Annotated in this window: 18 protein-coding genes; 17 read left to right on the top strand and 1 reads right to left on the bottom strand. The window is 72.8% G+C overall.

Translation table 11 applies throughout. From position 1 onward, the window contains the following. Positions 1–46 precede the first annotated feature (46 nt). The 7 genes from KUM40_RS36605 (at position 47) to KUM40_RS36575 (ending at position 9,236) form a co-directional block, all read left to right on the top strand. Complete coding sequence (locus KUM40_RS36605) at positions 47–1,207, top strand: uroporphyrinogen-III synthase (RefSeq protein ID WP_254396214.1); 1,161 nt, start codon at positions 47–49, stop codon at positions 1,205–1,207. A 932-nt stretch (positions 1,208–2,139) separates the two neighbouring features. After that, complete coding sequence (locus tag KUM40_RS36600; protein ID WP_217170630.1) at positions 2,140–2,730, top strand: ABATE domain-containing protein; 591 nt, start codon at positions 2,140–2,142, stop codon at positions 2,728–2,730. A 235-nt stretch (positions 2,731–2,965) separates the two neighbouring features. Beyond that, positions 2,966–3,490, top strand: a complete 525-nt coding sequence (locus KUM40_RS36595; protein ID WP_007450155.1) for a sigma-70 family RNA polymerase sigma factor — start codon at positions 2,966–2,968, stop codon at positions 3,488–3,490. A gap of 59 nt (positions 3,491–3,549) precedes the next feature. Continuing rightward, the gene (locus KUM40_RS36590; protein ID WP_217170629.1) at positions 3,550–4,338 is read left to right on the top strand and encodes a zf-HC2 domain-containing protein; all 789 of its coding nucleotides are present in this window, start codon (positions 3,550–3,552) and stop codon (positions 4,336–4,338) included. An 82-nt stretch (positions 4,339–4,420) separates the two neighbouring features. Then, positions 4,421–6,757, top strand: coding sequence for a UvrD-helicase domain-containing protein (locus tag KUM40_RS36585; RefSeq protein ID WP_217170628.1), 2,337 nt, complete (start codon positions 4,421–4,423; stop codon positions 6,755–6,757). Between the two features lie 429 nt (positions 6,758–7,186). Further along, on the top strand, positions 7,187–8,602 hold the full coding sequence (locus KUM40_RS36580; RefSeq protein ID WP_217170627.1) for an NAD-dependent malic enzyme: 1,416 nt from the start codon (positions 7,187–7,189) through the stop codon (positions 8,600–8,602). A 352-nt stretch (positions 8,603–8,954) separates the two neighbouring features. Next, entirely contained in the window at positions 8,955–9,236 is a 282-nt protein-coding gene (locus tag KUM40_RS36575) for an HU family DNA-binding protein (RefSeq protein ID WP_003950507.1), read from the top strand. A 197-nt stretch (positions 9,237–9,433) separates the two neighbouring features. Here the strand turns inward: KUM40_RS36575 and murA are convergent, their stop codons facing one another. Beyond that, on the bottom strand, positions 9,434–10,780 hold the full coding sequence (gene murA, locus KUM40_RS36570) for a UDP-N-acetylglucosamine 1-carboxyvinyltransferase (protein ID WP_217170626.1): 1,347 nt from the start codon (positions 10,778–10,780) through the stop codon (positions 9,434–9,436). 233 nt (positions 10,781–11,013) lie between these two features. On the opposite strand from murA, the gene KUM40_RS36565 reads away from it, so the two are divergent. The 10 genes from KUM40_RS36565 to KUM40_RS36520 all read left to right on the top strand — a co-directional run bounded on the left by KUM40_RS36565 (position 11,014) and on the right by KUM40_RS36520 (position 23,461). Continuing rightward, positions 11,014–11,586, top strand: coding sequence for a YqgE/AlgH family protein (locus KUM40_RS36565; protein ID WP_217170625.1), 573 nt, complete (start codon positions 11,014–11,016; stop codon positions 11,584–11,586). 30 nt (positions 11,587–11,616) lie between these two features. After that, positions 11,617–11,913: a DUF3039 domain-containing protein gene (locus KUM40_RS36560; RefSeq protein WP_217170624.1), complete on the top strand. Its 297-nt coding sequence runs from the start codon at positions 11,617–11,619 to the stop codon at positions 11,911–11,913. A gap of 202 nt (positions 11,914–12,115) precedes the next feature. Further along, positions 12,116–13,414 carry an extracellular solute-binding protein gene (locus tag KUM40_RS36555; RefSeq protein ID WP_217170623.1) on the top strand — a complete coding sequence of 433 codons (1,299 nt, stop codon included), beginning with the start codon at positions 12,116–12,118 and terminating at the stop codon, positions 13,412–13,414. Next, entirely contained in the window at positions 13,411–14,376 is a 966-nt protein-coding gene (locus tag KUM40_RS36550) for a carbohydrate ABC transporter permease (protein ID WP_217170622.1), read from the top strand. Before KUM40_RS36555 ends, KUM40_RS36550 begins: the two co-directional genes overlap by 4 nt. Then, positions 14,373–15,218, top strand: a complete 846-nt coding sequence (locus tag KUM40_RS36545; protein ID WP_217170621.1) for a carbohydrate ABC transporter permease — start codon at positions 14,373–14,375, stop codon at positions 15,216–15,218. The genes KUM40_RS36550 and KUM40_RS36545 overlap by 4 nt, the downstream gene beginning before the upstream one ends. 4 nt (positions 15,219–15,222) lie before the next feature. Next, positions 15,223–16,878 carry a beta-N-acetylhexosaminidase gene (locus KUM40_RS36540; RefSeq protein WP_374227455.1) on the top strand — a complete coding sequence of 552 codons (1,656 nt, stop codon included), beginning with the start codon at positions 15,223–15,225 and terminating at the stop codon, positions 16,876–16,878. Between the two features lie 242 nt (positions 16,879–17,120). Beyond that, a complete protein-coding gene (locus tag KUM40_RS36535) occupies positions 17,121–18,014 on the top strand; it encodes a xanthine dehydrogenase family protein subunit M (RefSeq protein WP_217170620.1) in 894 nt (297 codons plus the stop codon). Continuing rightward, positions 18,011–20,356: a 2Fe-2S iron-sulfur cluster-binding protein gene (locus KUM40_RS36530; protein ID WP_217170619.1), complete on the top strand. Its 2,346-nt coding sequence runs from the start codon at positions 18,011–18,013 to the stop codon at positions 20,354–20,356. Before KUM40_RS36535 ends, KUM40_RS36530 begins: the two co-directional genes overlap by 4 nt. Then, on the top strand, positions 20,353–22,680 hold the full coding sequence (locus KUM40_RS36525) for a molybdopterin cofactor-binding domain-containing protein (RefSeq protein ID WP_217170618.1): 2,328 nt from the start codon (positions 20,353–20,355) through the stop codon (positions 22,678–22,680). The genes KUM40_RS36530 and KUM40_RS36525 overlap by 4 nt, the downstream gene beginning before the upstream one ends. 130 nt (positions 22,681–22,810) lie before the next feature. After that, positions 22,811–23,461, top strand: coding sequence for an SUKH-4 family immunity protein (locus KUM40_RS36520; protein ID WP_254396213.1), 651 nt, complete (start codon positions 22,811–22,813; stop codon positions 23,459–23,461). Positions 23,462–23,474 lie beyond the last annotated feature (13 nt).

The following is a 23,474-nucleotide window of genomic DNA, read 5'->3' as shown; positions in this document are numbered from 1 at the left end:
ACGTGACTGTGCACGTGGGTGTGAACGGATCGGAGCGCGGCGAACGATGGACGACGTGTACGACGAGCGGCAGCGACCCGACCACGGGCCCCTGGCCGGATTCACCGTGGGCGTGACCGCCGCCCGCCGGGCCGACGAACTGGGCGCGCTGCTCCAGCGGCGCGGTGCCGTCGTACAGCACGCGCCGGCGCTGCGGATCGTGCCGCTGGCCGACGACAGTGAGCTGATGGGCGCGACCAAGCAGCTCATCGAGCAGGCACCGGACGTCGTCGTCGCCACCACCGCCATCGGGTTCCGCGGGTGGGTCGAGGCCGCCGACGGCTGGGGGCTCGGGGACGCCCTGCTGGAGCGGCTGCGCGAGGTGGAGCTGCTGGCGCGCGGGCCCAAGGTCAAGGGGGCGGTGCGGGCCGCGGGACTGACGGAGCGGTGGTCGCCCGTGTCGGAGTCCATGGCCGAGGTTCTCGACCGGCTCCTGGAGGAGGGCGTCGACGGGCGCCGGATCGCCGTACAACTGCACGGTGAGCCGCTGCCGGGGTTCGTGGAGGCGCTGCGGGCGGGCGGCGCGGAGGTGGTGGGCGTGCCCGTGTACCGGTGGCTGCCGCCGGAGGACATCTCTCCCGTGGACCGGCTGCTGGACGCCGCCGTGGCGCGGGGCGTGGACGCCGTGACGTTCACCAGCGCGCCCGCCGCGGTGTCGCTGCTGGGCCGGGCCGAGGAGCGGGGGCTGCTGCCGGAGCTGGTCGCCGCGTTCGGCCACGACGTGCTGGCCGCCTGCGTCGGCCCGGTCACCGCGGTGCCGCTGCAGGCGCACGGCGTCGACACGGTTCAGCCCGAACGCTTCCGGCTGGGCCCCCTCGTCCAGTTGCTGTGCCAGGAACTCCCCGGCCGCGCCCGCGCCCTGCCGGTCGCCGGGCACCGGCTGGAGATCCGCGGCCACGCGGTGCTCGTCGACGGGGAGCTGCGAACCGTACCCCCCGCGGGCATGTCCCTGCTGCGGACCCTCGCCCGGCGCCCGGGCTGGGTCGTGCCCCGCGCCGACCTGCTGCGCGCCCTGCCGGGCACCGGCCGCGACGAACACGCCGTCGAGACGGCGATGGCACGCCTGCGCACCTCCCTCGGCACCCCGAAACTGATCCAGACGGTCGTCAAACGCGGCTACCGCCTCTCCCTGGACCCGGCCACGGACGCCAAGTACACGGACGGTTGAGGGGCACGAGGACGGCTGAGGGCACACGGCGGCGCGCTGAAAACGGGCACGCGCCGGCACGGGGACGCGGCGGCGCTGGGGTGCGCTGGAACGGGGGCCGGGGGCAGCACGGGGGCGCTGCGGTGCGGCGGCACCGGGGCGCGGCAGCGCGGGGCGCGCTCGCACGGAGACGCGGCGGCGCTGGGGCGCGCTCGAACGGGGACAAGGCAGCACGGACAAGGCAGCACGGGCACGCGTTGGCACCGGGACGCGGTAGCACCGGGACGCTGCGGTGCGGCGGCACCGGGACGTGGCAGCGCGGGGCGCGCTGGCACGGGGGCGCGGCAGCACCAGGGCGCGGCGGCGCGGCGGCGCGGCAGCACCGGGACGTGGCGGCGCGGCGGCGCGGCGGCGCGGCGGCGCTCCGGCACGGAGACGCAGCGGCGCGGGGGCGCGCTGGCAACGGGGACGCTGACGCGGGGGCGCGCTGGCACGGGGGGCGCCGCAGCACGGGGACGCGGCAGCACCAGGGCGCGTCGGCGCGCCAGCACCGGGGCGCGGCAGCGCGCCAGCACCGCGGCGCGGCAGCGCGCCAGCACCGGGGCGCGGCAGCGCGGGGGCGCGCTGGCAACGGGGACGCTGACGCGGGCGCGCGCTGGCACGAGGGCGCCGCAGCACCCGGGCGCCGCAGCACCCGGACGCGGCGGCACCGGGACGCGGCGGTGCGGCAGCGCGCCAGCACCGGGACGCGCCGCTGCGCCAGCACCGGGGCGCGGCGGCGCGGGGCACGCCAGGGCCTCCCCGTAAGCGCGGGCGCGTACGCGTGCGCCCATGTGGGAGCGGTACGAGGGGTTCCGGGCGGGAGTGCGGGAAGGCACTGTAGAGGGAGCGGTCCACCTGCTCCCCTTTCCAGCCCGCACTGCGGCGGGCCAGCCCTAGGCGGTGACAGGAACATGGCATTGGGTACGGCCACCGACCCGTACGAGCTGCGGTTCGACACCGGGCGGATCTGTCTGGACCTCATCGCCACCACCCACCCCGTGGAACGCCTCGACTCCCTGGAGGCGCTGCGCGCCTGGATCACCGGCTCCGGACTCGTGCCGCCCGGGACCCCGCTGGCCCACGCCGACACCGCCTGGCTGACCGGCTTCCGCGAACTGCGCGGCGAGACCGCGAGGTTGGTCCGCGCCCGGCCGGCCTCCCGCACCCGCCGGTACGACCTCGCGCTCGCCCGCGTCAACGAACTCTCCCGCGCCGCGCCCCCCGCCCCCCGTGCGGTCCCCGGCGAGGACGGCGCGCTGGTGCGCGAGCTGACCGGGCCGCCGCAGTGCGCGGCGCTGCTCGGCGCCCTCGCCCGGGACGCCGTGGAACTGCTCACCGACCCCGCGGCGCGGGCGAGCCTGAGGCAGTGCGAGGGCGACAACTGCCCCATCGTGTACGTGGACACCTCCCGCGGCCGCCGCCGACGCTGGTGCTCCAGCGAGATCTGCGGCAACCGCGAGCGCGTCGCCCGGCACCGCCGCCGCGCCGCGCTCGCCCGCTGAGCTTCACAGACCTCGGTGTGGCAGAAACGTGAAGAGGTAGAGGCGGTTATGTGCCGCCGTGTCCCGCTCTGCGCGCCGCTCCCGAGAAAACTCTCATCTCACTTTGAACACGCCGCACTTCGCGCCCGTACCGAATGGGCGAGCGACCGACTGGGGGATCCCCCGGACACCGGAGGTGGGCGTGCGCAAGGATTCCGTCGTGGCCAATGAACGTGGTGCGAGGGCCCGACATCGCATGTCCCAATCGTCCTCGGAACCCGACGAGGAGCTGATGCGCGCCCTGTACCGCGAGCACGCCGGCCCCTTGCTGGCCTACGTGCTGCGGCTGGTCGCGGGGGACCGGCAGCGCGCCGAGGACGTCGTCCAGGAGACGCTCATCCGTGCCTGGAAGAACGCCGGTCAGCTCAACCGTGCGACCGGATCGGTACGCCCCTGGCTGGTGACGGTCGCCCGGCGCATCGTCATCGACGGCCACCGCAGCCGGCAGGCCCGGCCGCAGGAGGTCGATCCGTCGCCGCTGGAGGTCATCCCCGCGGAGGACGAGATCGACAAGGCGCTGTGGCTGATGACGCTGTCGGACGCGCTCGACGACCTGACCCCGGCCCACCGGGAGGTCCTCGTCGAGACGTACTTCAAGGGGCGTACCGTCAATGAGGCGGCGCAGACACTGGGCATACCCAGCGGCACCGTTCGCTCCCGGGTGTTCTACGCCCTGCGTTCGATGAAGCTGGCACTCGAGGAGCGGGGGGTGACGGCGTGATGAGCGGGTACGGGGGAGTTCAGGGATTCGGCGCGGGGGATACGGGTAATTCTGTCCCCATGCAGGGATCACCGGCGCCGAACGAGCACGAGACCGTCGGCGCCTACGCCCTCGGGATCCTCGACGACGCGGAGGCGACGGCCTTCGAGGCCCACCTCGCCACCTGCGAATGGTGCGCCCAGCAGCTCGACGAGCTGGCCGGCATGGAGCCGATGATGGCCGCCCTCGCGGACCTGCCGGGTGTCGGCACGCCCGCGATCGCCGAGTCGCTCACCGCCAAGCCGGGACCGCGCCTGTCGGAGAAGCTCGTCGACGAGGTCGCCGAACGCCGCGCGAGCAAACGCCGCCGCAACTTCTACCTGGTGGGCACCGCGGCCGCGCTGATCATCGGCGGCCCGTTCGCCGCCGTGGCGACCACGGGCGGCGGCGGAGGGGGCGGCGGTGACGACGGCGGCCGCAAGACCGAGGCGTCGCAGCAGGCCGCGAGCCCCGCCGAGTCCGCCTTCGCCACCATGCCGGACCGGGTCACCGCCACCGACCCGTCCACCGAGGTCAGCGCCACCGTGGCCCTGGAGAAGAAGGCCTGGGGCACCGAGACGGTCCTGGAGCTCAAGAACCTCAAGGGCCCCCAGAAGTGCTCCCTGATCGCCGTCGGCAAGAACGGCGAGCGGGAGACGCTCACCTCCTGGACGGTCCCCGAGTGGGGCTACGGCATACCGAACGCCACCACCGAAAAGGCCAAGAAGCCGCTCTACGTGCACGGCGGCGCCGCCTTCGAACCCAACCAGATCGCCCACTTCGAGGTCATGACCTTCGACGGGAAGCGGCTGGTGGAGGTCGACGCGTAGACCGTCCGCCAGGCGCGCCGTAGCTTCCGGGGCCCCCTTCGCGTATTTTTGACGGCTGCCCAGCACGTCAGAAGGGGGCCCGGTGGCCGCACAGGCTCAACAGGATTCAGCGGTCGACTCGGAGCACGACTCCGTACGAAAGGACTCCGCGCGGGAGGACTCCGTACGGGACCGAGAGATCGACGTGGAACAGGCACACCTCGACCGGGTGTACCGCCGCCTCGAGGAGAAGATCCACGAGGCGGAGTTCCTCATGCACGACGCCGCGCAGCGCGGCCACGTCGGCACGCCCGGCGCGCTGGCCGAGCGCGACGCGCAGGTCTTCCGGGCCGGCATCCACCTCAACCGCCTGAACAACGAGTTCGAGGACTTCCTGTTCGGCCGGATCGACCTGCTCCCCGGCAAGGACGGCAGGAAGGGCCCGGACGGCGCGTACACGGCGGTCGAGCCCGCCGAGGGCGCCCTCGGACCCGACCACACCGCCGACATCGCCGAGACCCTGCACATCGGCCGCATCGGCGTCCTGGACGAGGACTACGCCCCGCTGGTCATCGACTGGCGGGCGCCCGCCGCGGCGCCCTTCTACCGCTCCACGCCGGTCGACCCGGGCCGGGTCGTGCGCCGCCGGGTGATCCGCTCCAAGGGGCGGCGCGTCCTCGGCGTCGAGGACGACCTCATGCGGCCCGAGGTCACCGCCCGCCTGGACGGCGAGGAGCTGGCCGTCGTCGGCGACGGCGCCCTGATGGCCGCCCTCGGCCAGGCCCGTACGCACTCCATGCGTGACATCGTGGCCTCCATCCAGGCCGAGCAGGACCGGGTGATCCGCGCCCCCGCCGCCTCCGTGACCTACGTCGAGGGTGGCCCAGGCACCGGCAAGACCGCCGTCGCGCTGCACCGGGCGGCGTACCTGCTCTACCAGGACCGGCGCCGGTACGCGGGCGGCATCCTGATCGTCTCGCCCACCCCGCTGCTCGTGGCGTACACCGAGGGCGTGCTGCCCTCCCTGGGCGAGGAGGGGCAGGTCGCCATCCGCGCGATCGGTTCACTGGCCGACGACGCGGCGGGCGCCGGGGCCACGCTGTACGACTCCCCGGCCACCGCCCGCGCCAAGGGCTCCTCGCGGATGCTCAGGGTGCTGCGCAGGGCCGCGCGCGGAGCCCTGGAGCCCGCCGACTCGCCGACCCTGCTGAGGGTCGTCGCCCTCGGCCGCCGCCTCGAACTGGAGGCCGAGGAACTGGCCGGCATCCGCCGCACCGTCCTCGGCGGCACCGCGCCCGTCAACCTGCTGCGCCCCCGCGCCCGCCGGCTGCTCCTGGACGCCCTGTGGGACAGGTCCGGCGCCGGCGCCCGGCACACCGACCCCGAGCTGGCCGCCGAGCTGCGCTCCTCCTTCGACGAGGACGTCAGCGCCGAGGACCCCTTCATCGCCTTCCTCGACGCCTGGTGGCCCGAGCTGACCCCGCGCGCCGTGCTGACGGCCATGGCGGACGAGCGCCGCCTGGGCCGCTGGGCCCGGCGCGTGCTCAACCCCGGAGAGGTGCGCAAGGTGGCCCGTTCGCTGCGGCGCGAGGGCTACTCCGTGCACGACATCGCGCTGCTCGACGAGCTCCAGGCGATCGTCGGCACCCCGGCCCGCCCCCGCAAGCGGCGCGAGGCGGACCCGCTGGACCAGCTCACCGGGCTGGACGAGCTGATGCCGCAGCGCGAGGAGACCCAGTGGGAGCGCGCCGAGCGCCTCGCGCAGGAACGCACCGAGTACGCGCACGTCATCGTGGACGAGGCGCAGGACCTCACCCCCATGCAGTGGCGGATGGTCGGCCGCCGCGGCAGGCACGCCACCTGGACCGTCGTCGGCGACCCGGCCCAGTCCTCCTGGTCCGACCCCGACGAGGCGGCGCAGGCCCGTGACGAGGCCCTGGGCACCCGCCCGCGCCGCCGCTTCGAGCTGACCGTCAACTACCGCAACCCGGCCGAGATCGCCGAACTGGCGGCGAAGGTCCTCGCCCTCGCCATGCCCGGCTCGCAGTCCCCGTCGGCCGTGCGTTCGACCGGTGTGGAGCCGCGCTTCGCGGTGGTGCGGGACTCCCTCGCCCGGACGGTCCGGGCGGAGGCCGCCCGGCTGCTGGACCTCGTGGACGGCACCGTCGGCGTCGTGGTCGCCATGAACCGGCGCGAGGAGGCCAGGCGCTGGCTGGCGGGACTGGGCGACCGCGTGGTGGCGCTGGGCAGCCTGGAGGCGAAGGGCCTGGAGTACGACGCCACGGTGGTCGTCTCCCCGGCCGAGATCGCCGACGAGTCGCCCGCCGGACTGCGCGTGCTGTACGTCGCCCTGACCCGGGCCACCCAGCAGCTCACCGTCGTCTCGTGCGAGCGGGACGAGCCGGACGCGGCGGGGGTGCCGGACCTGCTGCGCGACTGAGGCGCCGGTCCAGAACGTGCGAGAGGCCCACGCCGTCGAGCGGCGCGGGCCTCACGTCTTCGCTTCTTCGTGCACTTCGTTTAAGTGGCACCGACCCGCCATGCTCGCCTCGCGGCAAGTGGTCGCTCGTAGCGACGAAGGTTGGGCCCGGGGGCTTGGATCGAGCCGGTGCCACGTCCAAGGTAACAAACGATCCCCGCAAGACAATTCCCGTCCCGCGGGTTCCTTCGCCGACCTCTCCACCGCTTCCGGTCTGCCCCTCCGGCGGCCCCTTCCCCCGACGGGCAATTTCTCGTATGGTGGAAGTCGTTTTCCGAAAGCGGTGCGAACAAAAAGTTCGCAATCCGGGGCGGCTACCGCGTACTCAGTGGTAGGTGCGACGATCGGACGGCACAACCCGGTTACAGGTGAAAGCAGAGGAAGTCGGCCATGGCAACGGCGCCCAGCGTCTCCTACTCGATGACGGTCCGACTGGAGGTGCCCGCGGGGGGAACCGCAGTCTCGCAGCTCACCACCGCTGTGGAGGCAGCCGGCGGCTCCGTCACCGGCCTCGACGTCACGGCCTCCGGCCACGACAAGCTCCGGATCGACGTCACCATCGCGGCCGGCTCGACCTCCCACGCCGACGAGATCGTGGAGCAGCTTCGGGGCATCGAGGGCGTCAGCCTGGGCAAGGTCTCCGACCGTACCTTCCTCATGCACCTCGGCGGCAAGATCGAGATGCAGTCCAAGCACCCCATCCGCAACCGCGACGACCTGTCCATGGTCTACACGCCCGGCGTGGCCCGCGTCTGCATGGCGATCGCCGAGAACCCCGAGGACGCCCGCCGCCTCACCATCAAGCGCAACTCCGTTGCGGTCGTGACCGACGGCTCGGCGGTGCTGGGCCTCGGAAACATCGGCCCCAAGGCCGCGCTGCCGGTCATGGAGGGCAAGGCGGCCCTGTTCAAGCGGTTCGCCGGCATCGACGCCTGGCCGCTCTGCCTGGACACCCAGGACACCGACGCGATCGTCGAGATCGTCAAGGCCATCGCCCCGGGCTTCGCCGGTATCAACCTCGAGGACATCTCCGCCCCCCGCTGCTTCGAGATCGAGGCCCGGCTGCGCGAGGCCCTCGACATCCCCGTCTTCCACGACGACCAGCACGGCACCGCGATCGTCGTCCTCGCCGCGCTGACCAACGCGCTGCGCGTCGTCGGCAAGGGCATCGAGAACGTACGGGTCGTCATGTCCGGCGCCGGCGCGGCCGGTACGGCCATCCTCAAGCTACTGCTCGCCGCGGGCCTCAAGAACGCCGTCGTCGCCGACATCCACGGCGTCGTGCACGCGGGCCGCGCCGACCTGGTGGACGCCGCGCCCGAGTCGGCCCTGCGCTGGATCGCCGACAACACCAACCCCGAGGGCCTCACCGGCACCCTCAAGGAGGCCGTGCACGGCGCGGACGTCTTCATCGGCGTCTCCGCCCCCAACGTCCTCGACGGCGACGACGTGGCCGCCATGGCCGAGGGCGCGATCGTGTTCGCGCTCGCGAACCCCGACCCCGAGGTCGACCCCGCCATCGCCCGCGAGACGGCGGCGGTCGTCGCCACCGGCCGCTCGGACTTCCCGAACCAGATCAACAACGTGCTGGTCTTCCCGGGCGTCTTCCGCGGACTGCTGGACGCCCAGTCCCGCACGGTCAACACCGAGATGATGCTGGCCGCCGCGCACGCCCTCGCGGACGTCGTGACCGAGGACGAGATCAACCCGAACTACGTCATTCCCAGCGTCTTCAACGACAAGGTCGCCGGTGCCGTCGCGGGCGCCGTGCGGGAGGCGGCGAAGGCCGCCGGAGTGGTGGCGTAGGTTCCTCCGGCGGGGGAAGGCGGCCTGTGGCGTGGTGGTGAGGATCACCACGGCGGGCCGCTCCACCGGCGCGTCGCGGGATGTCGGGCCTCGGATCGCCCTCTAGGGTTGCGCAAGGCTCAGGCCCTCTCGGCGTGTGACTCCCACGGGTGTTCTCACGACTCCTGGGGGTGCCGGATTGGCTTTACCGCCGCAGGTGGAGGCAGGATGCCTCCCTGGGCGCGAGGGTCTGACGACCGACCCGGGTCCGGGGAGTGTCCGAGGACCCTGGCAGCATCGGCATCGCTGTGCCCAACATGCGGCTCCGCCGCGTGGCACGCCTCAACGGCAAGTAGAACACGGGAGTAACAACATGAACCGCAGTGAGCTGGTGGCCGCGCTGGCCGACCGCGCCGAGGTGACCCGCAAGGACGCCGACGCCGTTCTGGCCGCGTTCGCCGAGGTTGTCGGTGACATCGTCTCCAAGGGTGACGAGAAGGTCACCATCCCCGGCTTCCTGACCTTCGAGCGCACCCACCGTGCCGCTCGCACCGCCCGGAACCCGCAGACCGGCGAGCCGATCCAGATCCCGGCCGGCTACAGCGTCAAGGTCTCGGCGGGCTCGAAGCTCAAGGAAGCCGCCAAGGGTAAGTAAGCGCTCCGCTTTTAGCGCCGGGGGACTGCGGGGCTGCGGGTCGTCGTATGGCCGCGGGCCGGTTGTGGCTGGTCGCGCCCGCGCGGCGGAGCCGCAAGTCGATACAGCCCCGCGCCCCTGTCGCGGGCGCTCAACTCAACGCCGATGGGGCGGTCACCCGGGTTCGGGTGACCGCCCCATCGGCGTGTGTGCTGTCGTCAGCCCAGAGCCTTGCCCGGGAGTTCCACCTTCGCGCCCAGCTCCACGAGCTTCTCCATGAAGTTCTCGTAGCCCCGGTTGATCAGGTCGATGCCGTGGACCCGGGACGTGCCCTGGGCCGCGAGGGCGGCGATGAGGTACGAGAAGCCGCCGCGCAGGTCGGGGATGACCAGGTCGGCGCCCTCCAGCTTGGTCGGTCCCGAGACGACGGCCGAGTGGAGGAAGTTGCGCTGGCCGAAGCGGCAGTGGGAGCCGCCGAGGCACTCGCGGTAGAGCTGGATGTGGGCGCCCATCTGGTTGAGCGCCGAGGTGAAGCCGAGACGGGACTCGTAGACCGTCTCGTGGACGATGGACAGCCCCGTGGCCTGCGTCAGGGCGACCACCAGGGGCTGCTGCCAGTCCGTCTGGAAGCCGGGGTGCACGTCCGTCTCCAGGGCGATGGACTTCAGCCGGCCGCCCGGATGCCAGAAGCGGATGCCCTCGTCCTCGATCTCGAAGGCGCCGCCCACCTTCCGGAAGGTGTTGAGGAACGTCATCATCGAGCGCTGCTGGGCGCCCCGGACGTAGACGTTGCCCTCGGTCGCCAGCGCCGCCGAGGCCCAGGAGGCGGCCTCCAGGCGGTCCGAGAGGGCGCGGTGGGTGTAGCCGCCCAGCTCGTCCACACCGGTGACGCGGATCGTGCGGTCGGTGTCCATCGCGATGATCGCGCCCATTTTCTGCAGAACGCAGATCAGGTCCTCGATCTCCGGCTCCACGGCCGCGTTGGACAGCTCCGTGACGCCCTCGGCGAGCACCGCGGTCAGCAGGACCTGCTCGGTCGCGCCGACGGACGGGTACGGCAGGTTGATCTTCGTACCGCGCAGCCGCTGCGGGGCCTCCAGGTACTGGCCGTCCGCCCGCTTCTCGATCGTCGCGCCGAACTGCCGCAGCACCTCGAAGTGGAAGTCGATGGGCCGCCCGCCGATGTCGCAGCCGCCCAGACCCGGGATGAAGGCGTGCCCGAGCCGGTGCAGCAGCGGGCCGCAGAACAGGATCGGGATGCGCGACGAGCCCGCGTGGGCATCGATGTCGGCGACGTTCGCGCTCTCCACGTGGGAGGGGTCCATCACCAGCTCGCCGGGCTCCCCGCCCGGACGGACGGTCACCCCGTGCAGTTGCAGCAGTCCGCGTACGACCCGCACATCGCGGATGTCCGGCACGTTGCGCAGCCGGCTCGGCGCACTGCCCAGCAGAGCGGCCACCATTGCCTTCGGCACGAGGTTCTTCGCACCGCGGACCCGGATCTCGCCCTCCAGCGGGGTTCCGCCGTGGACAAGCAGTACGTCATCAGCGCCGTTGACGGTCATGAATCTCGCGTTCCGTGGGGTTGGGCAGGGGCCAGAAGGGAAAGGGTAATCGTCTTGTACCCCCCTTCAGTGCGCCTCCGCACGGTCCGGCGACGTCATGGATTTGTCACAACACGCGGTGTTCACCGGCGCACACGGGGGGTCACGGCCCCGGAGCGTGCGCGGGGGGTGTGTTCACCCCGTGCCGCCGATTGCCGCCCCACGACGGGCGAACATGCGGGATCATGTCTGGCATGACCGAGGTGTCCTCGCTCACGGGGCGGCTGCTCGTGGCCACGCCCGCCCTGGCGGACCCGAACTTTGAGCGTGCCGTGGTGCTGCTCCTCGACCACGACGAGGAGGGCTCCCTCGGTGTCGTCCTCAACCGTCCCACCCCGGTCGACGTGGGCGACATCCTGGAGGACTGGGCCGACCTGGCCGGCGAACCGGGCGTCGTCTTCCAGGGCGGCCCGGTCTCGCTGGACTCGGCCCTCGGCGTCGCCGTCGTCCCCGGCGGGGCGTCCGGCGAGCGGGCGCCGCTGGGCTGGCGCCGGGTGCACGGCGCGATCGGCCTGGTGGACCTGGAGGCACCGCCGGAGCTGCTGGCGTCCGCGGTGGGCGCCCTGCGGATCTTCGCCGGGTACGCGGGCTGGGGGCCCGGCCAGTTGGAGGACGAACTGGCGGAGGGTGCCTGGTACGTGGTCGAGTCCGAGCCCGGCGACGTCTCCTCGCCGTTGCCCGAGAAGCTCTGGCGCGAGGTCCTGCGCCGCCAGCGGGGCGACCTGGCCATGGTGGCGACGTATCCGGAGGACCCGTCGCTCAACTGAAGCGTGTGAGCTTCAGTACCCTTGGCGGTTATGAGCACTCTCGAGCCCGAGCGCGGGACAGGTACGGGAACCCTCGTCGAGCCGGCGCCGCAGACGTCCCACGGCGACGGCGATCACGAGCGCTTCGCGCATTACGTCCAGAAGGACAAGATCATGGCGAGCGCCCTCGACGGCACCCCCGTCGTGGCGCTGTGCGGCAAGGTCTGGGTGCCGGGCCGCGACCCGAAGAAGTATCCCGTCTGTCCCATGTGCAAGGAGATCTACGAGTCCATGAACGGCGGCGGGGACGAGGGCAAGGGCGGCGGCAAGGGCGGCGACAAGAAGTAGCGGCCGCCCCGCACAGACCATCCCGAAGGCCCCCGGAGTGTGCCCGCGCACACTCCGGGGGTCTTCGTGCGTGATCAATTGGTTCAGACCTCTTGGTTCAGACCTCTTGTGGACATGTTCATGTACTCCTTACCCTCCTGGATGTTGTGCAGAGCGAAACCGTCATTGCATATGTTGCAACGCGCGTCCGGAGGAACACTCCATGAAGCTCGCCCCCCGCCTGGCCGTACTGCTGGCCGTCGCCGTCGTCGCCGCGACCGCCTGTGCCCCCCAGACGTCCGACAACTCCTCCTCCGGCAAGGACGAGAAGAGCGGCACGCTCCGGGTCTGGCTCTTCCAGGAGGTCAACAACAAGCCCAAGGAGAAGGTCGTCGACGCGGTCCTGGCCGACTTCGAGAAGGCGCACGAGGACACGAAGGTCACCGTCGAGTACATCCCCGTCGAGACCCGCGCCCAGCGCATCAAGGCCGCCTTCAACGACCCGAAGAGCGCCCCCGACGTCATCGAGTTCGGCAACACCGACACGGCCGGGTACGTCAAGGACGGCGGACTCGCCGACGTGACCAAGGAATTCGCGGCCTGGGACGAGGCCAAGGACACCGACCCCACCGCCCGCCAGTCGGTCACCGTGGACGGCAAGGTCTACGGCGCCCCGTACTTCGTCGGCGTCCGGGCCCTGTACTACCGCACCGACGTCTTCGACGAACTGGGCCTTCAGGCACCCAAGTCGCTGGACGAACTGGCGTCCACCGCGAAGAAGGTCCGGGCCGCGAAGCCCGACCTCTACGGCATCGCGGTCGGCGGCGCCTACACCTACGGCGCGATGCCCTTCATCTGGGCGTCCGGCGGCGAACTCGCCACCGGCAAGGGCGGTTCGTACGCCTCGGCGATCGACAGCGCCGCGTCCCAGAAGGGCATCGAGGCGTACACCTCCCTGTTCGGCGACGACAACTGCCCGGCCGCCAAGTGCGCCGGCATGAGCGGCAACGACACCGTCACCGCGTTCGCCTCCGGCAAGGCGGCCATGGCGATCGGCGGCGACTTCAGCCACCAGGCCGTGGAGGCCGGCAAAGTGAAGGGCAAGTACGCGGTCGTGCCGCTGCCGGGCGCCGAGCCCGGCTCGATCGCCCCCGCCTTCGCGGGCGGCAACAACATCGGCATCCTGAAGAGCACCTCGCACCGCACCCTCGCCGTCGACCTGATGAAGCGGCTCGCGTCGAAGAAGGCGCAGGGTGAACTGTTCGACGCGATGGGCTTCCTGCCGACCTACACGGACGTACGGCAGCAGGTGGCGGCGGAGGAGCCCTTCGTGAAGCCGTTCGTCGACACGCTCGCCGCCGGCACGAAGTTCGTCCCGGCCTCTCCCGCGTGGGCGACGATCGACTCCTCGCAGGTGCTGCCGACGATGTTCCAGGAGGTCGTCAGCGGCAAGAAGGACGTGGGCGCTGCCGCTGGGGACGCGGCCGACAAGATGGACGAGGCGTTTGGCTCCGCCGGATGACTGGGGTGCCTAATGGGGTGGGGGGTGCGGTTCGTGGGCGGGTGCGGGTACGTGGTGGCTTGTCGCGCCGTTCCCCGCGCCCCTATCGGGGCGCTTCCAGCACCCCTTGGATCTATCTTGCCCCCGCCCTTGTCGTCCTCGGTGGGCTGCTCGTCTACCCCGTCTATCAGCTTGGGCTGATCTCCTTTCTGGAGTACACGCAGGCCCAGGTGTCCGGTGGAGAGCCGACCACCTTTCAGGGGTTCGGGAACTACGCCGAGTTGTTCGGGGACGGTGAGTTCTGGCGGGTGCTGCTCGCCACCGTCGTGTTCGCCGCGGCCTGCGTGGTGTCCACGTTGGCCGTCGGGTGTGCGCTCGCCGTGTTGCTCACGCGGGTGCGGGCCGTGCCGCGGCTGGCGTTGATGCTGGCGGGGCTGGGTGCGTGGGCGACCCCGGCGGTCACCGGGTCGACGGTCTGGCTGCTGCTGTTCGACCCGGACTTCGGGCCCGTCAACCGGATGCTGGGCCTCGGCGACCACTCCTGGACGTACGGGCGCTACAGCGCCTTCCTGCTCGTCCTGCTCGAAGTGGTCTGGTGCTCCTTCCCGTTCGTCATGGTGACCGTCTACGCCGGGATCCGGTCCGTGCCGTCCGAGGTGCTGGAGGCGGCCGCGCTCGACGGGGCCTCCCAGTGGCGGATCTGGCGTTCGGTGCTCGCGCCGATGCTGCGGCCGATCCTGGTGGTCGTCACCATCCAGTCGGTCATCTGGGACTTCAAGGTCTTCACCCAGATCTACGTCATGACGAACGGCGGCGGCATCGCCGGCCAGAACCTCGTACTCAACGTCTACGCCTACCAGAAGGCGTTCGCGTCCTCGCAGTACAGCCTCGGCTCCGCGATCGGCGTCGTCATGCTGCTGATCCTGCTCGCCGTGACGCTGGTGTACTTGCGGCTGCTGCGCCGCCAGGGGGAGGAGCTGTGAATCTTCCGCGCGTGCGGGTGCGCCGTCCGTGGCGGCTCGCGGCGGAGACGTCGGCGCTGCTGATCGCGGTCGTGGTCGCCTTCCCGCTGTACTGGATGGTGCTGAGCGCCTTCAAACCGGCCGGGGAGATCGAGTCGAGCGAGCCGCGGCCGTGGACCCTGACGCCGTCGCTGGATTCCTTCCGGCGGGTCTTCGGGCAGCAGGAATTCGGCCGTTACTTTCTCAACAGTCTGCTCGTGGCGGGCACCGTCGTGATCGCCTCGGCGCTGATCGCGTTCCTCGCGGCGACCGCGGTGACGCGTTTCCGGTTCCGTTTCCGGACCACCCTGCTGATCATGTTCCTGGTGGCACAGATGGTGCCCGTGGAGGCGCTCACGATCCCGCTGTTCTTCCTCATGCGGGACTTCGGCCTGCTGAACACGCTGGGTTCGCTGATCCTGCCCCACATCGCCTTCTCGCTGCCCTTCGCGATCTGGATGCTGCGGGGCTTTGTGAAAGCCGTGCCGGACGCCCTGGAGGAGGCCGCCTACATCGACGGGGCGAGCCGGACGCGCTTTCTGTGGCAGATCCTTTTCCCGCTGGTCTTCCCGGGGCTGGTGGCCACCAGCGTCTTCTCCTTCATCTCGACCTGGAACGACTTCCTGTTCGCCAAGTCGTTCATCATCAGTGACATCTCCCAGTCGACGCTGCCGATGGCGCTGCTGGTCTTCTACAAGCCGGACGATCCCGACTGGGGCGGAGTGATGGCCGCGTCCACGGTGATGACGATTCCGGTGCTGGTCTTCTTCGTACTCGTACAACGACGACTCGTCTCCGGCCTCGGCGGAGCGGTAAAGGACTGACATCGTGACGGACTTGACGGACCCGACGGACGTGACAGACCTGACGGACCCGGCGGACGTGATTCCCCGGCCTCAGCACGTGGCGGCCCGGGGCGCCTTCTTCGACCTCGGTCCGGACACCGGGCTGGCGGCGGGCGACGGCACCGGGCACACCGAGCGCTGGCTGCGGGCCACGCTGGGCGCGGCCACCGGTCTGCCGCTGGCCCCCGCGGCGGGCGACGACAACGCCGTCCGGCTGTCCCTCGACGGGAAACTGGACGCCGAGGGCTACCGCCTCGACGTCGCACCGACCGGCGTACACCTCACCGGCGGCGGCCCGGCGGGCCTCTTCTGGGGCGCGCAGACGCTGCGGCAACTGCTCGGCCCGGACGCCTTCCGGCGCGCCCCGCTCCCCGGCCGCCGGTGGCGGCTGCCGCTGGTCCGCATCGAGGACGCGCCCCGTTTCCGCTGGCGCGGCCTGATGCTGGACGTCGCCCGGCACTTCATGCCGAAGGACGGCGTCCTGCGGTACCTGGACCTGATGGCCGCCCACAAACTCAACGTCCTGCACTTCCACCTGACGGACGACCAGGGCTGGCGCGTCGAGATCAAACGCCACCCGAAGCTCACCGAGACCGGCTCCTGGCGGTCGCGCACCAAATACGGCCACCGGGCCTCGCCGCTGTGGGAGGACAAACCCCACGGCGGTTACTACACCCAGGAGGACATCCGGGAGATCGTCGCCTACGCCGCCGAGCGGCACATCACCGTCGTCCCCGAAATCGACGTACCCGGGCACTCGCAGGCCGCCATCGCCGCGTATCCGGAACTCGGCAACACCGATGTGATCGACACCACCGCCCTCTCCGTCTGGGACACCTGGGGTGTCTCCCCGAACGTACTCGCCCCCACCGAGAACACGCTGCGCTTCTACGAGGGCGTCTTCGAGGAACTCCTGGAGCTTTTCCCCTCGGAGTTCCTCCACATCGGCGGCGACGAATGCCCCAAGGAGCAGTGGCGGCGTTCGCCCACCGCCCAGGCGCGGATCGAGGAACTCGGCCTTGCCGACGAGGACGAACTCCAGTCCTGGTTCATCCAGCACTTCGACACCTGGCTCGCCGAACGCGGGCGCCGGCTCATCGGCTGGGACGAGATCCTGGAGGGTGGACTGGCCAAGGGTGCGGCCGTGTCCTCCTGGCGCGGGTACGCGGGCGGGGTCGCCGCCGCGCGTGCGGGACACGACGTCGTGATGTGCCCCGAGCAGCAGGTGTACTTGAACTTCCGGGAGCACGGGGGCGAGGACGAACCCGTGCCGATCGCCTTCGTGCGCACCCTGGAGGACGTCTACCGGTTCGAGCCGGTTCCGGCGGAACTGGCGCCGGAGGAGGCCGGGCATGTGATCGGCACCCAGGCGAACCTGTGGACCGAGGTGACCGAGAACCAGGAGCGGGTGGACTACCAACTGTTCCCGAGGCTCGCCGCCTTCGCCGAGGTCGCCTGGAGCGCCCTGCCCGCCCCGGCCGACCGGGACTTCGCCGCCTTCGAGCAGCGGATGGCCACCCACTACCGGCGACTTGACGCCCTGGGCGTCTCCTACCGGCCGCCCGGCGGCCCCCTGCCCTGGCAGCGGCGGCCCGGCGTGCTCGGCAGGCCGCTCGACGGGCCACCGCCCAACAAGTAAGGAAAACGCCCCCAAACGCCACCGAAGAGTGGCAACTCGTGCGCATCGAGCGTAGCTCCGATCGCTGGATATCCCGTGTGAAAACGGACCATCCCGTCGGCGAGGTGGGCGAATGCCTCCTAGCGGACCCCTGCGTTCGGGCCCTGCAAAGATGTGCCAGAGTTGCCACGTCCGCCCTGTCAGGTCGTACCGTACGGCCACATGGGCGGGACCAGGTGGGACAGCGGGAAGGGGCAGTCGGTTTGACCACGCACGCACCGCAGGCGGCGCAGGCCGTCACGCTGCCCACGACACTGGACGAGGCCGTGGCGGCGCTCGCCGCGATGCCCGCCGCCGTGCCGGTCGCGGGCGGCACCGACCTGATGGCGGCCGTCAACTCAGGCCAGCTCAGGCCCGCCGCGCTGGTGGGCCTCGGCCGGATCAGCGAGATCCGCGGCTGGCAGTACCAGGACGGGCACGCACTGCTCGGCGCGGGGCTCACCCATGCCCGCATGGGCCGCCCCGACTTCGCCGCGCTCATCCCGGCGCTCGCCGCCGCCGCACGCGCCGCCGGACCGCCGCAGATCCGCAACGCGGGCACCCTGGGCGGCAACATCGCCTCGGCCGCCCCCACCGGGGACGCGCTGCCGGTGCTGGCCGCCCTGGAGGCGACGCTGATCATCGCGGGCCCGGACGGGGCCCGCCGGGAGATGCCGGTCTCGCACCTGCTGGCGGGCATGGAGATGCTTCGCGCGGGCGAGCTGATCGGCTACGTGCGCGTGCCGCTGCTGCACGCGCCGCAGGTCTTCCTCAAGGCGACAGGCCGGACCGGCCCGGGCCGCGCGACGGCCTCCGTGGCGCTGGTCCTCGACCCCGCCAGGCGCGGCGTGCGGTGCGCCGTCGGCGCCATCGCGCCGATGCCGCTGCGGCCCCTGGAGGCCGAGCAGTGGGTGGCCTCGCTCATCGACTGGGACAACGGCCGCGCCATCGTCCCGGAGGCGCTGCACGGCTTCGGCGAGTACGTCGCCGCGGCCTGCATCCCCGACGCGGTCCCGGCCGAGGACGGCTCCGTGACGCAGCTCCCGCCCGCCGTACTGCACCTGCGGCGCACTGTCGCCGCGCTGGCCCGACGAGCACTGGGGAGGGCGCTGTCGTGACCGACGACCAGCACGGCGACCAGTACGACGATCCGCACGACGATCCCTACGGCGATCAGTACGGCGACCAGCACGGAGGGGGCACGCCCCCGAGCGGCGGACGCTGGGACCCGCTGCCCCAGGGCGACTACGACGACGGCGCCACCGCCTTCGTGAAGCTGCCCGAGGGCGGCGTGGACGCGCTCCTGGCCTCCTCCGACAGCCCGCTCGCCGCGCCCGGGCACGGCTATGTGCCGCCGCAGATCACGGTCACGCCCGCCACGACCGGCACCGACCCGGCCGCCACCGGCTCCTGGGCCATGCCGTCGGCACCGTCCGCGCCCGTGGACGGCACCCAGTGGCAGGTCCCGGACACGCGGCAGGAGCCCCCCGCCCACCAGGGGTACACCGAGTACCCGCGGCAGGACCCGTACGGCGGGGCCGCGCCCTACGACGCGAACACCGGGCAGGGCGCCCCCGGACAGGACACCCGGTTCAGCTACCAGCCCGGCGCCACCGGACAGTGGGACTTCTCGCAGGCCGAGGCGGAGGCGGAGGCGGCGGCTCGACCCGCACCCGGGCAGGACGTGACCGGGCAGTGGTCCATCCCCGTGGCCGACGGCGATCTGCCGGACGAGTCGGGCGAGTTCACCACGTCGTCCCTGGCCGAGCAGTGGGGGACCGGCGCTCCGGCCACCCTCCCCGGCGGCGCCCCCGCGCCCTGGGCGACCCAGCCCGCCGGACAGCCGTGGGGCGAGGGCGAGGGCCCGGCCCAGGCCGGTCCCGGCCGTGAACGACAGGCGCCCGGGGCCCCGCGCGCGCCCGAACCGGCCGTCGGCCCGTACGGGCAACGGCCGCCGTCCGGCTCCGCGGTGGAAGCGGCCCCCGCGACCGCCCCCGGCGACGAGACCGTGACCGGGGCTCCGCGCGCGCCCGAACCCGCCGTCGGCCCGTACGGGCAACGGCCGCCCGCCGCCCCCGCGGTGGAAGCGGGCTCCGCGACCGCGCCCCGCGAGGAGACCGTGACTGGGGCTCCGCGCGCGCCCGAACCCGTCGTCGGCCCGTACGGGCAACGGCCGCCCGCCGCCCCCGCGGTGGAAGCGGGCTCCGCGACCGCGCCCGGCGACGAGACCGTGACCGGGGCTCCGCGCGCGCCCGAACCCGTCGTCGGCCCGTACGGGCAACGGCCGCCCGCCGGCTCCGCCGTGGAAGCGGGCTCCGCGACCGCGCCCGGCGACAGGACCGTGGCCGACGGACCCGGTGGGGCCGAGGAGGCCCCTGAAGGCCCCGCTGAGCGGGCGGCGGACCGCGGAGAGGCCGCGGATGCTGATTCCGGACCGGAGGCCGCCGCGCACCCCGTGACGGCCTTGGCGCGGCCCGGTACGGCCGCCCCGCGGGAGCGGGCTCCGCAGCCCGCACCGGACCGCGGTCAGGATCCCGGACGGGACCCGGAGACGGAGCCCCGGACCGGCCCGAGGGACCAGGACCGCGCCCACCCCCGGCTCGACGCGACCGACGACCGGCCCGACGCGACCGACACCACCGATCCCCAGGCCGACGCGGCCGACGCGGTCGACGGGACAGACGGAACCGACGAGCCCACCGCGGCCACCGCGGCCGACCCGGCCGCCGACCAGGACCCGGCCGACCAGGACCCGGCCGTCGACCAGGAGCCGTCCCCGGCCGGCCCGCACGAGGACCACCCCCTCGCCTCCTACGTCCTGCGCGTCAACGGCGCCGACCGGCCCGTCACCGACGCCTGGATCGGGGAGTCGCTGCTGTACGTGCTGCGCGAGCGGCTCGGTCTCGCGGGCGCCAAGGACGGCTGCTCGCAGGGCGAGTGCGGCGCGTGCAACGTGCAGGTCGACGGACGGCTCGTCGCCTCCTGCCTGGTCCCGGCCGTCACCTCCGCCGGCAGCGAGGTCCGTACGGTCGAGGGCCTGGCCACCGACGGGCAGCCGTCGGACGTGCAGCGGGCGCTCGCCCGGCGCGGCGCGGTGCAGTGCGGCTTCTGCGTACCCGGCATGGCGATGACCGTGCACAACCTCCTGGAGGGCAACCCGGCGCCGACCGAGCTGGAGGCCCGCCAGGCCCTGTGCGGCAACCTGTGCCGCTGCTCCGGCTACCGGGGCGTCCTGGAGGCCGTCGACGAGGTCGTCGCCGAGCGCGAGGCGCACACCGCCGCCGAGGCGGGCGGCACGGACGCCGACGAGCCCCGCATCCCGCACCAGGCCGGTCCGGGCGCGGGCGGCGTCAACCCGTCGGCGTTCGACTCCCAGCCACCGCCCGGCACTCCGGACGCGGCAGCGGGACCGCACGACCGGCCCTTCGGTGACCAGGGCCAGGACGGAGGCCACGCGTGAGCAACGACGCCGCGACTGCGGAGGCCGAGGGAACCGCCGGGGCGGCACCCCAGGCACCCCCCGTCTCCGAGCCGATCCCGCACGGCATCGGCGCGTCCCTGCCGCCCGCCGACGCCCGCGCCAAGACCGAGGGCACCTTCCCCTACGCCGCCGACCTGTGGGCCGAGGGCCTGCTGTGGGCGGCCGTCCTGCGCTCACCGCACCCGCACGCGCGCATCGTGTCCATCGACACCACCCACGCGCGCGAGATGCACGGCGTCCGCGCGGTCGTCACCCACGAGGACGTGCCCGGCACCGCGCTGCACGGCCGGGGTCGCGCCGACCGCCCGGTCTTCGCCTCCGAGGTCGTACGCCACCACGGCGAGCCCATCGCCGCCGTCGCCGCCGACCACCCGGACACCGCCCGGATGGCCGCCGCCGCCGTCATCGTCGAGTACGAGGTCCTCGACCCGGTGACCGACCCCGAGCAGGCCTTCGAGGCCGAGCCGCTGCACCCCGACGGCAACCTCATCCGGCACATCCCGCTGCGCCACGGCGACCCGGAGGCGGCCGGCGAGGTCGTCGTCGAGGGCCTGTACCGCATCGGCCGCCAGGACCCGGCCCCCATAGGAGCCGAGGCGGGCCTGGCCGTACCGCGCCCCGACGGCGGCGTGGAGCTGTACCTGGCCTCCACCGACCCGCACGGCGACCGCGACACGGCCGCCGCCTGCTACGGCCTGACACCCGAACAGGTGAAGATCGTCGTCACCGGGGTGCCCGGGGCCACCGCCGACCGCGAGGACCAGGGCTTCCAGCTTCCGCTCGGCCTGCTGGCGCTGAGGACCGGCTGCCCGGTGAAACTGACCGCCACGCGCGAGGAGTCCTTCCTCGGCCACACCCACCGCCACCCCACCCTCCTGCGCTACCGCCACCACGCGGACGCCGAGGGCCGGGTCGTGAAGGTCGAGGCGCAGATCCTGCTCGACGCGGGCGCCTACGCGGACACCTCCTCCGACGCCCTGGCCGCCGCGGTGGCCTTCGCCTGCGGCCCGTACGTCGTCCCGAACGCCTCCATCGAGGGCTGGGCCGTACGCACCAACAACCCGCCCTCCGGCCATGTGCGCGGCGAGGGCGCCATGCAGGTGTGCGCCGCCTACGAGGCGCAGATGGACAAGGTCGCCAAGAAGCTCGGCCTGGACCCGGCCGAGGTGCGGCTGCGCAACGTACTGGCCACCGGCGACGTGCTGCCCACCGGCCAGACGGTCACGTGTCCCGCCCCCGTCGCCGAACTCCTCCAGGCGGTCCGCGACTTCCCCCTCCCCGACCTGCCCAAGGACACGCCCGAGGACGAGTGGCTGCTGCCCGGCGGCCCCGAGGGCGCGGGCGAACCGGGCGCGGTGCGCCGGGGCGTGGGCTACGGCATCGGCATGGTGCACATGCTGGGCGCCGAGGGCGCCGACGAGGTCTCCACGGCCACCGTGAAGGTCCAGGACGGCGTGGCGACGGTGCTGTGCGCGGCCGTCGAGACCGGCCAGGGCTTCACCACGCTGGCCCGGCAGATCGTGCAGGACACCCTCGGCGTCGACGAGGTCCAGGTGGCGCCCGTCGACACCGACCAGCCCCCGGCGGGACCGGGCTGCCGGGGACGGCACACGTGGGTGTCGGGCGGCGCGGTGGAACGGGCGGCGAAGATGGTCCGCACCCAGCTCCTCCAGCCGCTGGCGCACCAGTTCGGGATGTCCACCGAGCTGCTCCAGATCGCCGACGGCAAGATCACCTCGTACGACGGCGTGCTGTCGACCACGGTCACCGAGGCGCTGGACGGCAAGGAACTGTGGGCCACCGCCCAGTGCCGCCCGCACCCGACCGAGCCGCTCGACGAGGCCGGGCAGGGCGACGCCTTCGTCGGCATGGCCTTCTGCGCGATCCGCGCCGTGGTCGACGTCGACATCGAGATCGGCTCGGTACGGGTCGTCGAGCTGGCCGTCGCCCAGGACGTGGGCCGGGTGCTGAACCCGGACCAGTTGACCGCCCGGATCGAGGCGGGCGTCACCCAGGGCGTCGGTATCGCGCTCACCGAGAACCTCCGCACCCCGCGCGGCCTGATCCGGCACCCCGACCTGACCGGCTACGCCCTCCCGACCGCGCTGGACGCCCCCGACATCCGGATCGTGAAGCTCGTCGAGGAACGCGACGTGGTCGCCCCCTTCGGCGCCAAGGCCGTCAGCGCGGTGCCGGTGGTGGCCTCCCCGGCGGCCGTCGCCTCCGCCGTACGCGCGGCCACCGGACGCCCGGTGAACCGCCTCCCGATCCGCCCGCAGGCCGCGGTGGTGACCGGGGGCTGAGCGTGAGCGCCGGGCGCGGCCGGTCCACCGGGCGATGTCAGTGGTGCCCCGTAGTGTGCGAGGTGGTGGGGACGGCAGCAGTCCCCGACCGCGGGACCGCACACTCTCGGGGGAAACAATGCACACAGCCATGGGCGAGAAGACGACCGCGCGTTCGGTGCCGTCGCTGCTGACCCTGGTCCGCCTCGTGACGTCGGTGGACGATCCGTCCTGGACGCGCGGCATCCTCAGACCCGCGCCGGCCGGGTGCGAGACGCCGCCACCGCTGTGGCTGTGGAAGACGTACGTGCTGGTCGGCTGTCTGTTCCTGACAGCGGGCCGCCGAGCGCCCGCGGAAGCCGCTCCGGGACTGCCGGCCCGGTTCCTGGACCGGGAGTTCGGCCGGTCCCGGGTGACGCGCTTCGAGGAAGCCGACTTCCCGGGCACCCTCACCCACGAACCGACCCGGCGCTTCCTGTGCGAGACGGGGCTGCCGGACCACGGCCCCTTCCTCGGGCGCACCGACGAGGGCCTGCCGGTGCTGCCAACGCTCGCGGAGTACGCCTCGGAACGGGCGGACGCCCCGCCGCTCCCGGACCACGCCGACCACCTGCTTCACCTGGGCGGCACGGCCGACGGCATCCACCTGCTCGTCCACGGCACGACGGGCGAGGTCCTGACCTGGTGCCCGCCGGAGGGCGCCCCGCTGCCCCTGGCTCCGGACCTCTCGGTCCTGGCGTTCGGACTGTGGCTCAGACACCGGGCGTCGCGCGGAGCCGCGCGCGACGCCGCGCTCACGTAGCGGGGCGGCCGGC

The sequence above is a fragment of the Streptomyces sp. AC512_CC834 genome (assembly GCF_019049325.1).
Taxonomy (GTDB): domain Bacteria; phylum Actinomycetota; class Actinomycetes; order Streptomycetales; family Streptomycetaceae; genus Streptomyces.
Note: the sequence above shows the minus strand (reverse complement) of the source record. Positions and strands in the feature narration are given on the sequence as shown.

What these genes read in the sequence shown, in the direction of transcription:
- KUM40_RS36605 (WP_254396214.1), top strand. Translation starts at nt 47, where the DNA reads ATGGACGACGTGTACGACGAGCGGCAGCGACCCGACCACGGGCCCCTG.
- KUM40_RS36600 (WP_217170630.1), top strand. Translation starts at nt 2,140, where the DNA reads ATGGCATTGGGTACGGCCACCGACCCGTACGAGCTGCGGTTCGACACC.
- KUM40_RS36595 (WP_007450155.1), top strand. Translation starts at nt 2,966, where the DNA reads ATGTCCCAATCGTCCTCGGAACCCGACGAGGAGCTGATGCGCGCCCTG.
- KUM40_RS36590 (WP_217170629.1), top strand. Translation starts at nt 3,550, where the DNA reads ATGCAGGGATCACCGGCGCCGAACGAGCACGAGACCGTCGGCGCCTAC.
- KUM40_RS36580 (WP_217170627.1), top strand. Translation starts at nt 7,187, where the DNA reads ATGGCAACGGCGCCCAGCGTCTCCTACTCGATGACGGTCCGACTGGAG.
- KUM40_RS36575 (WP_003950507.1), top strand. Translation starts at nt 8,955, where the DNA reads ATGAACCGCAGTGAGCTGGTGGCCGCGCTGGCCGACCGCGCCGAGGTG.
- murA (WP_217170626.1), bottom strand. Translation starts at nt 10,780, where the DNA reads ATGACCGTCAACGGCGCTGATGACGTACTGCTTGTCCACGGCGGAACC.
- KUM40_RS36565 (WP_217170625.1), top strand. Translation starts at nt 11,014, where the DNA reads ATGACCGAGGTGTCCTCGCTCACGGGGCGGCTGCTCGTGGCCACGCCC.
- KUM40_RS36560 (WP_217170624.1), top strand. Translation starts at nt 11,617, where the DNA reads ATGAGCACTCTCGAGCCCGAGCGCGGGACAGGTACGGGAACCCTCGTC.
- KUM40_RS36555 (WP_217170623.1), top strand. Translation starts at nt 12,116, where the DNA reads ATGAAGCTCGCCCCCCGCCTGGCCGTACTGCTGGCCGTCGCCGTCGTC.
- KUM40_RS36550 (WP_217170622.1), top strand. Translation starts at nt 13,411, where the DNA reads ATGACTGGGGTGCCTAATGGGGTGGGGGGTGCGGTTCGTGGGCGGGTG.
- KUM40_RS36520 (WP_254396213.1), top strand. Translation starts at nt 22,811, where the DNA reads ATGGGCGAGAAGACGACCGCGCGTTCGGTGCCGTCGCTGCTGACCCTG.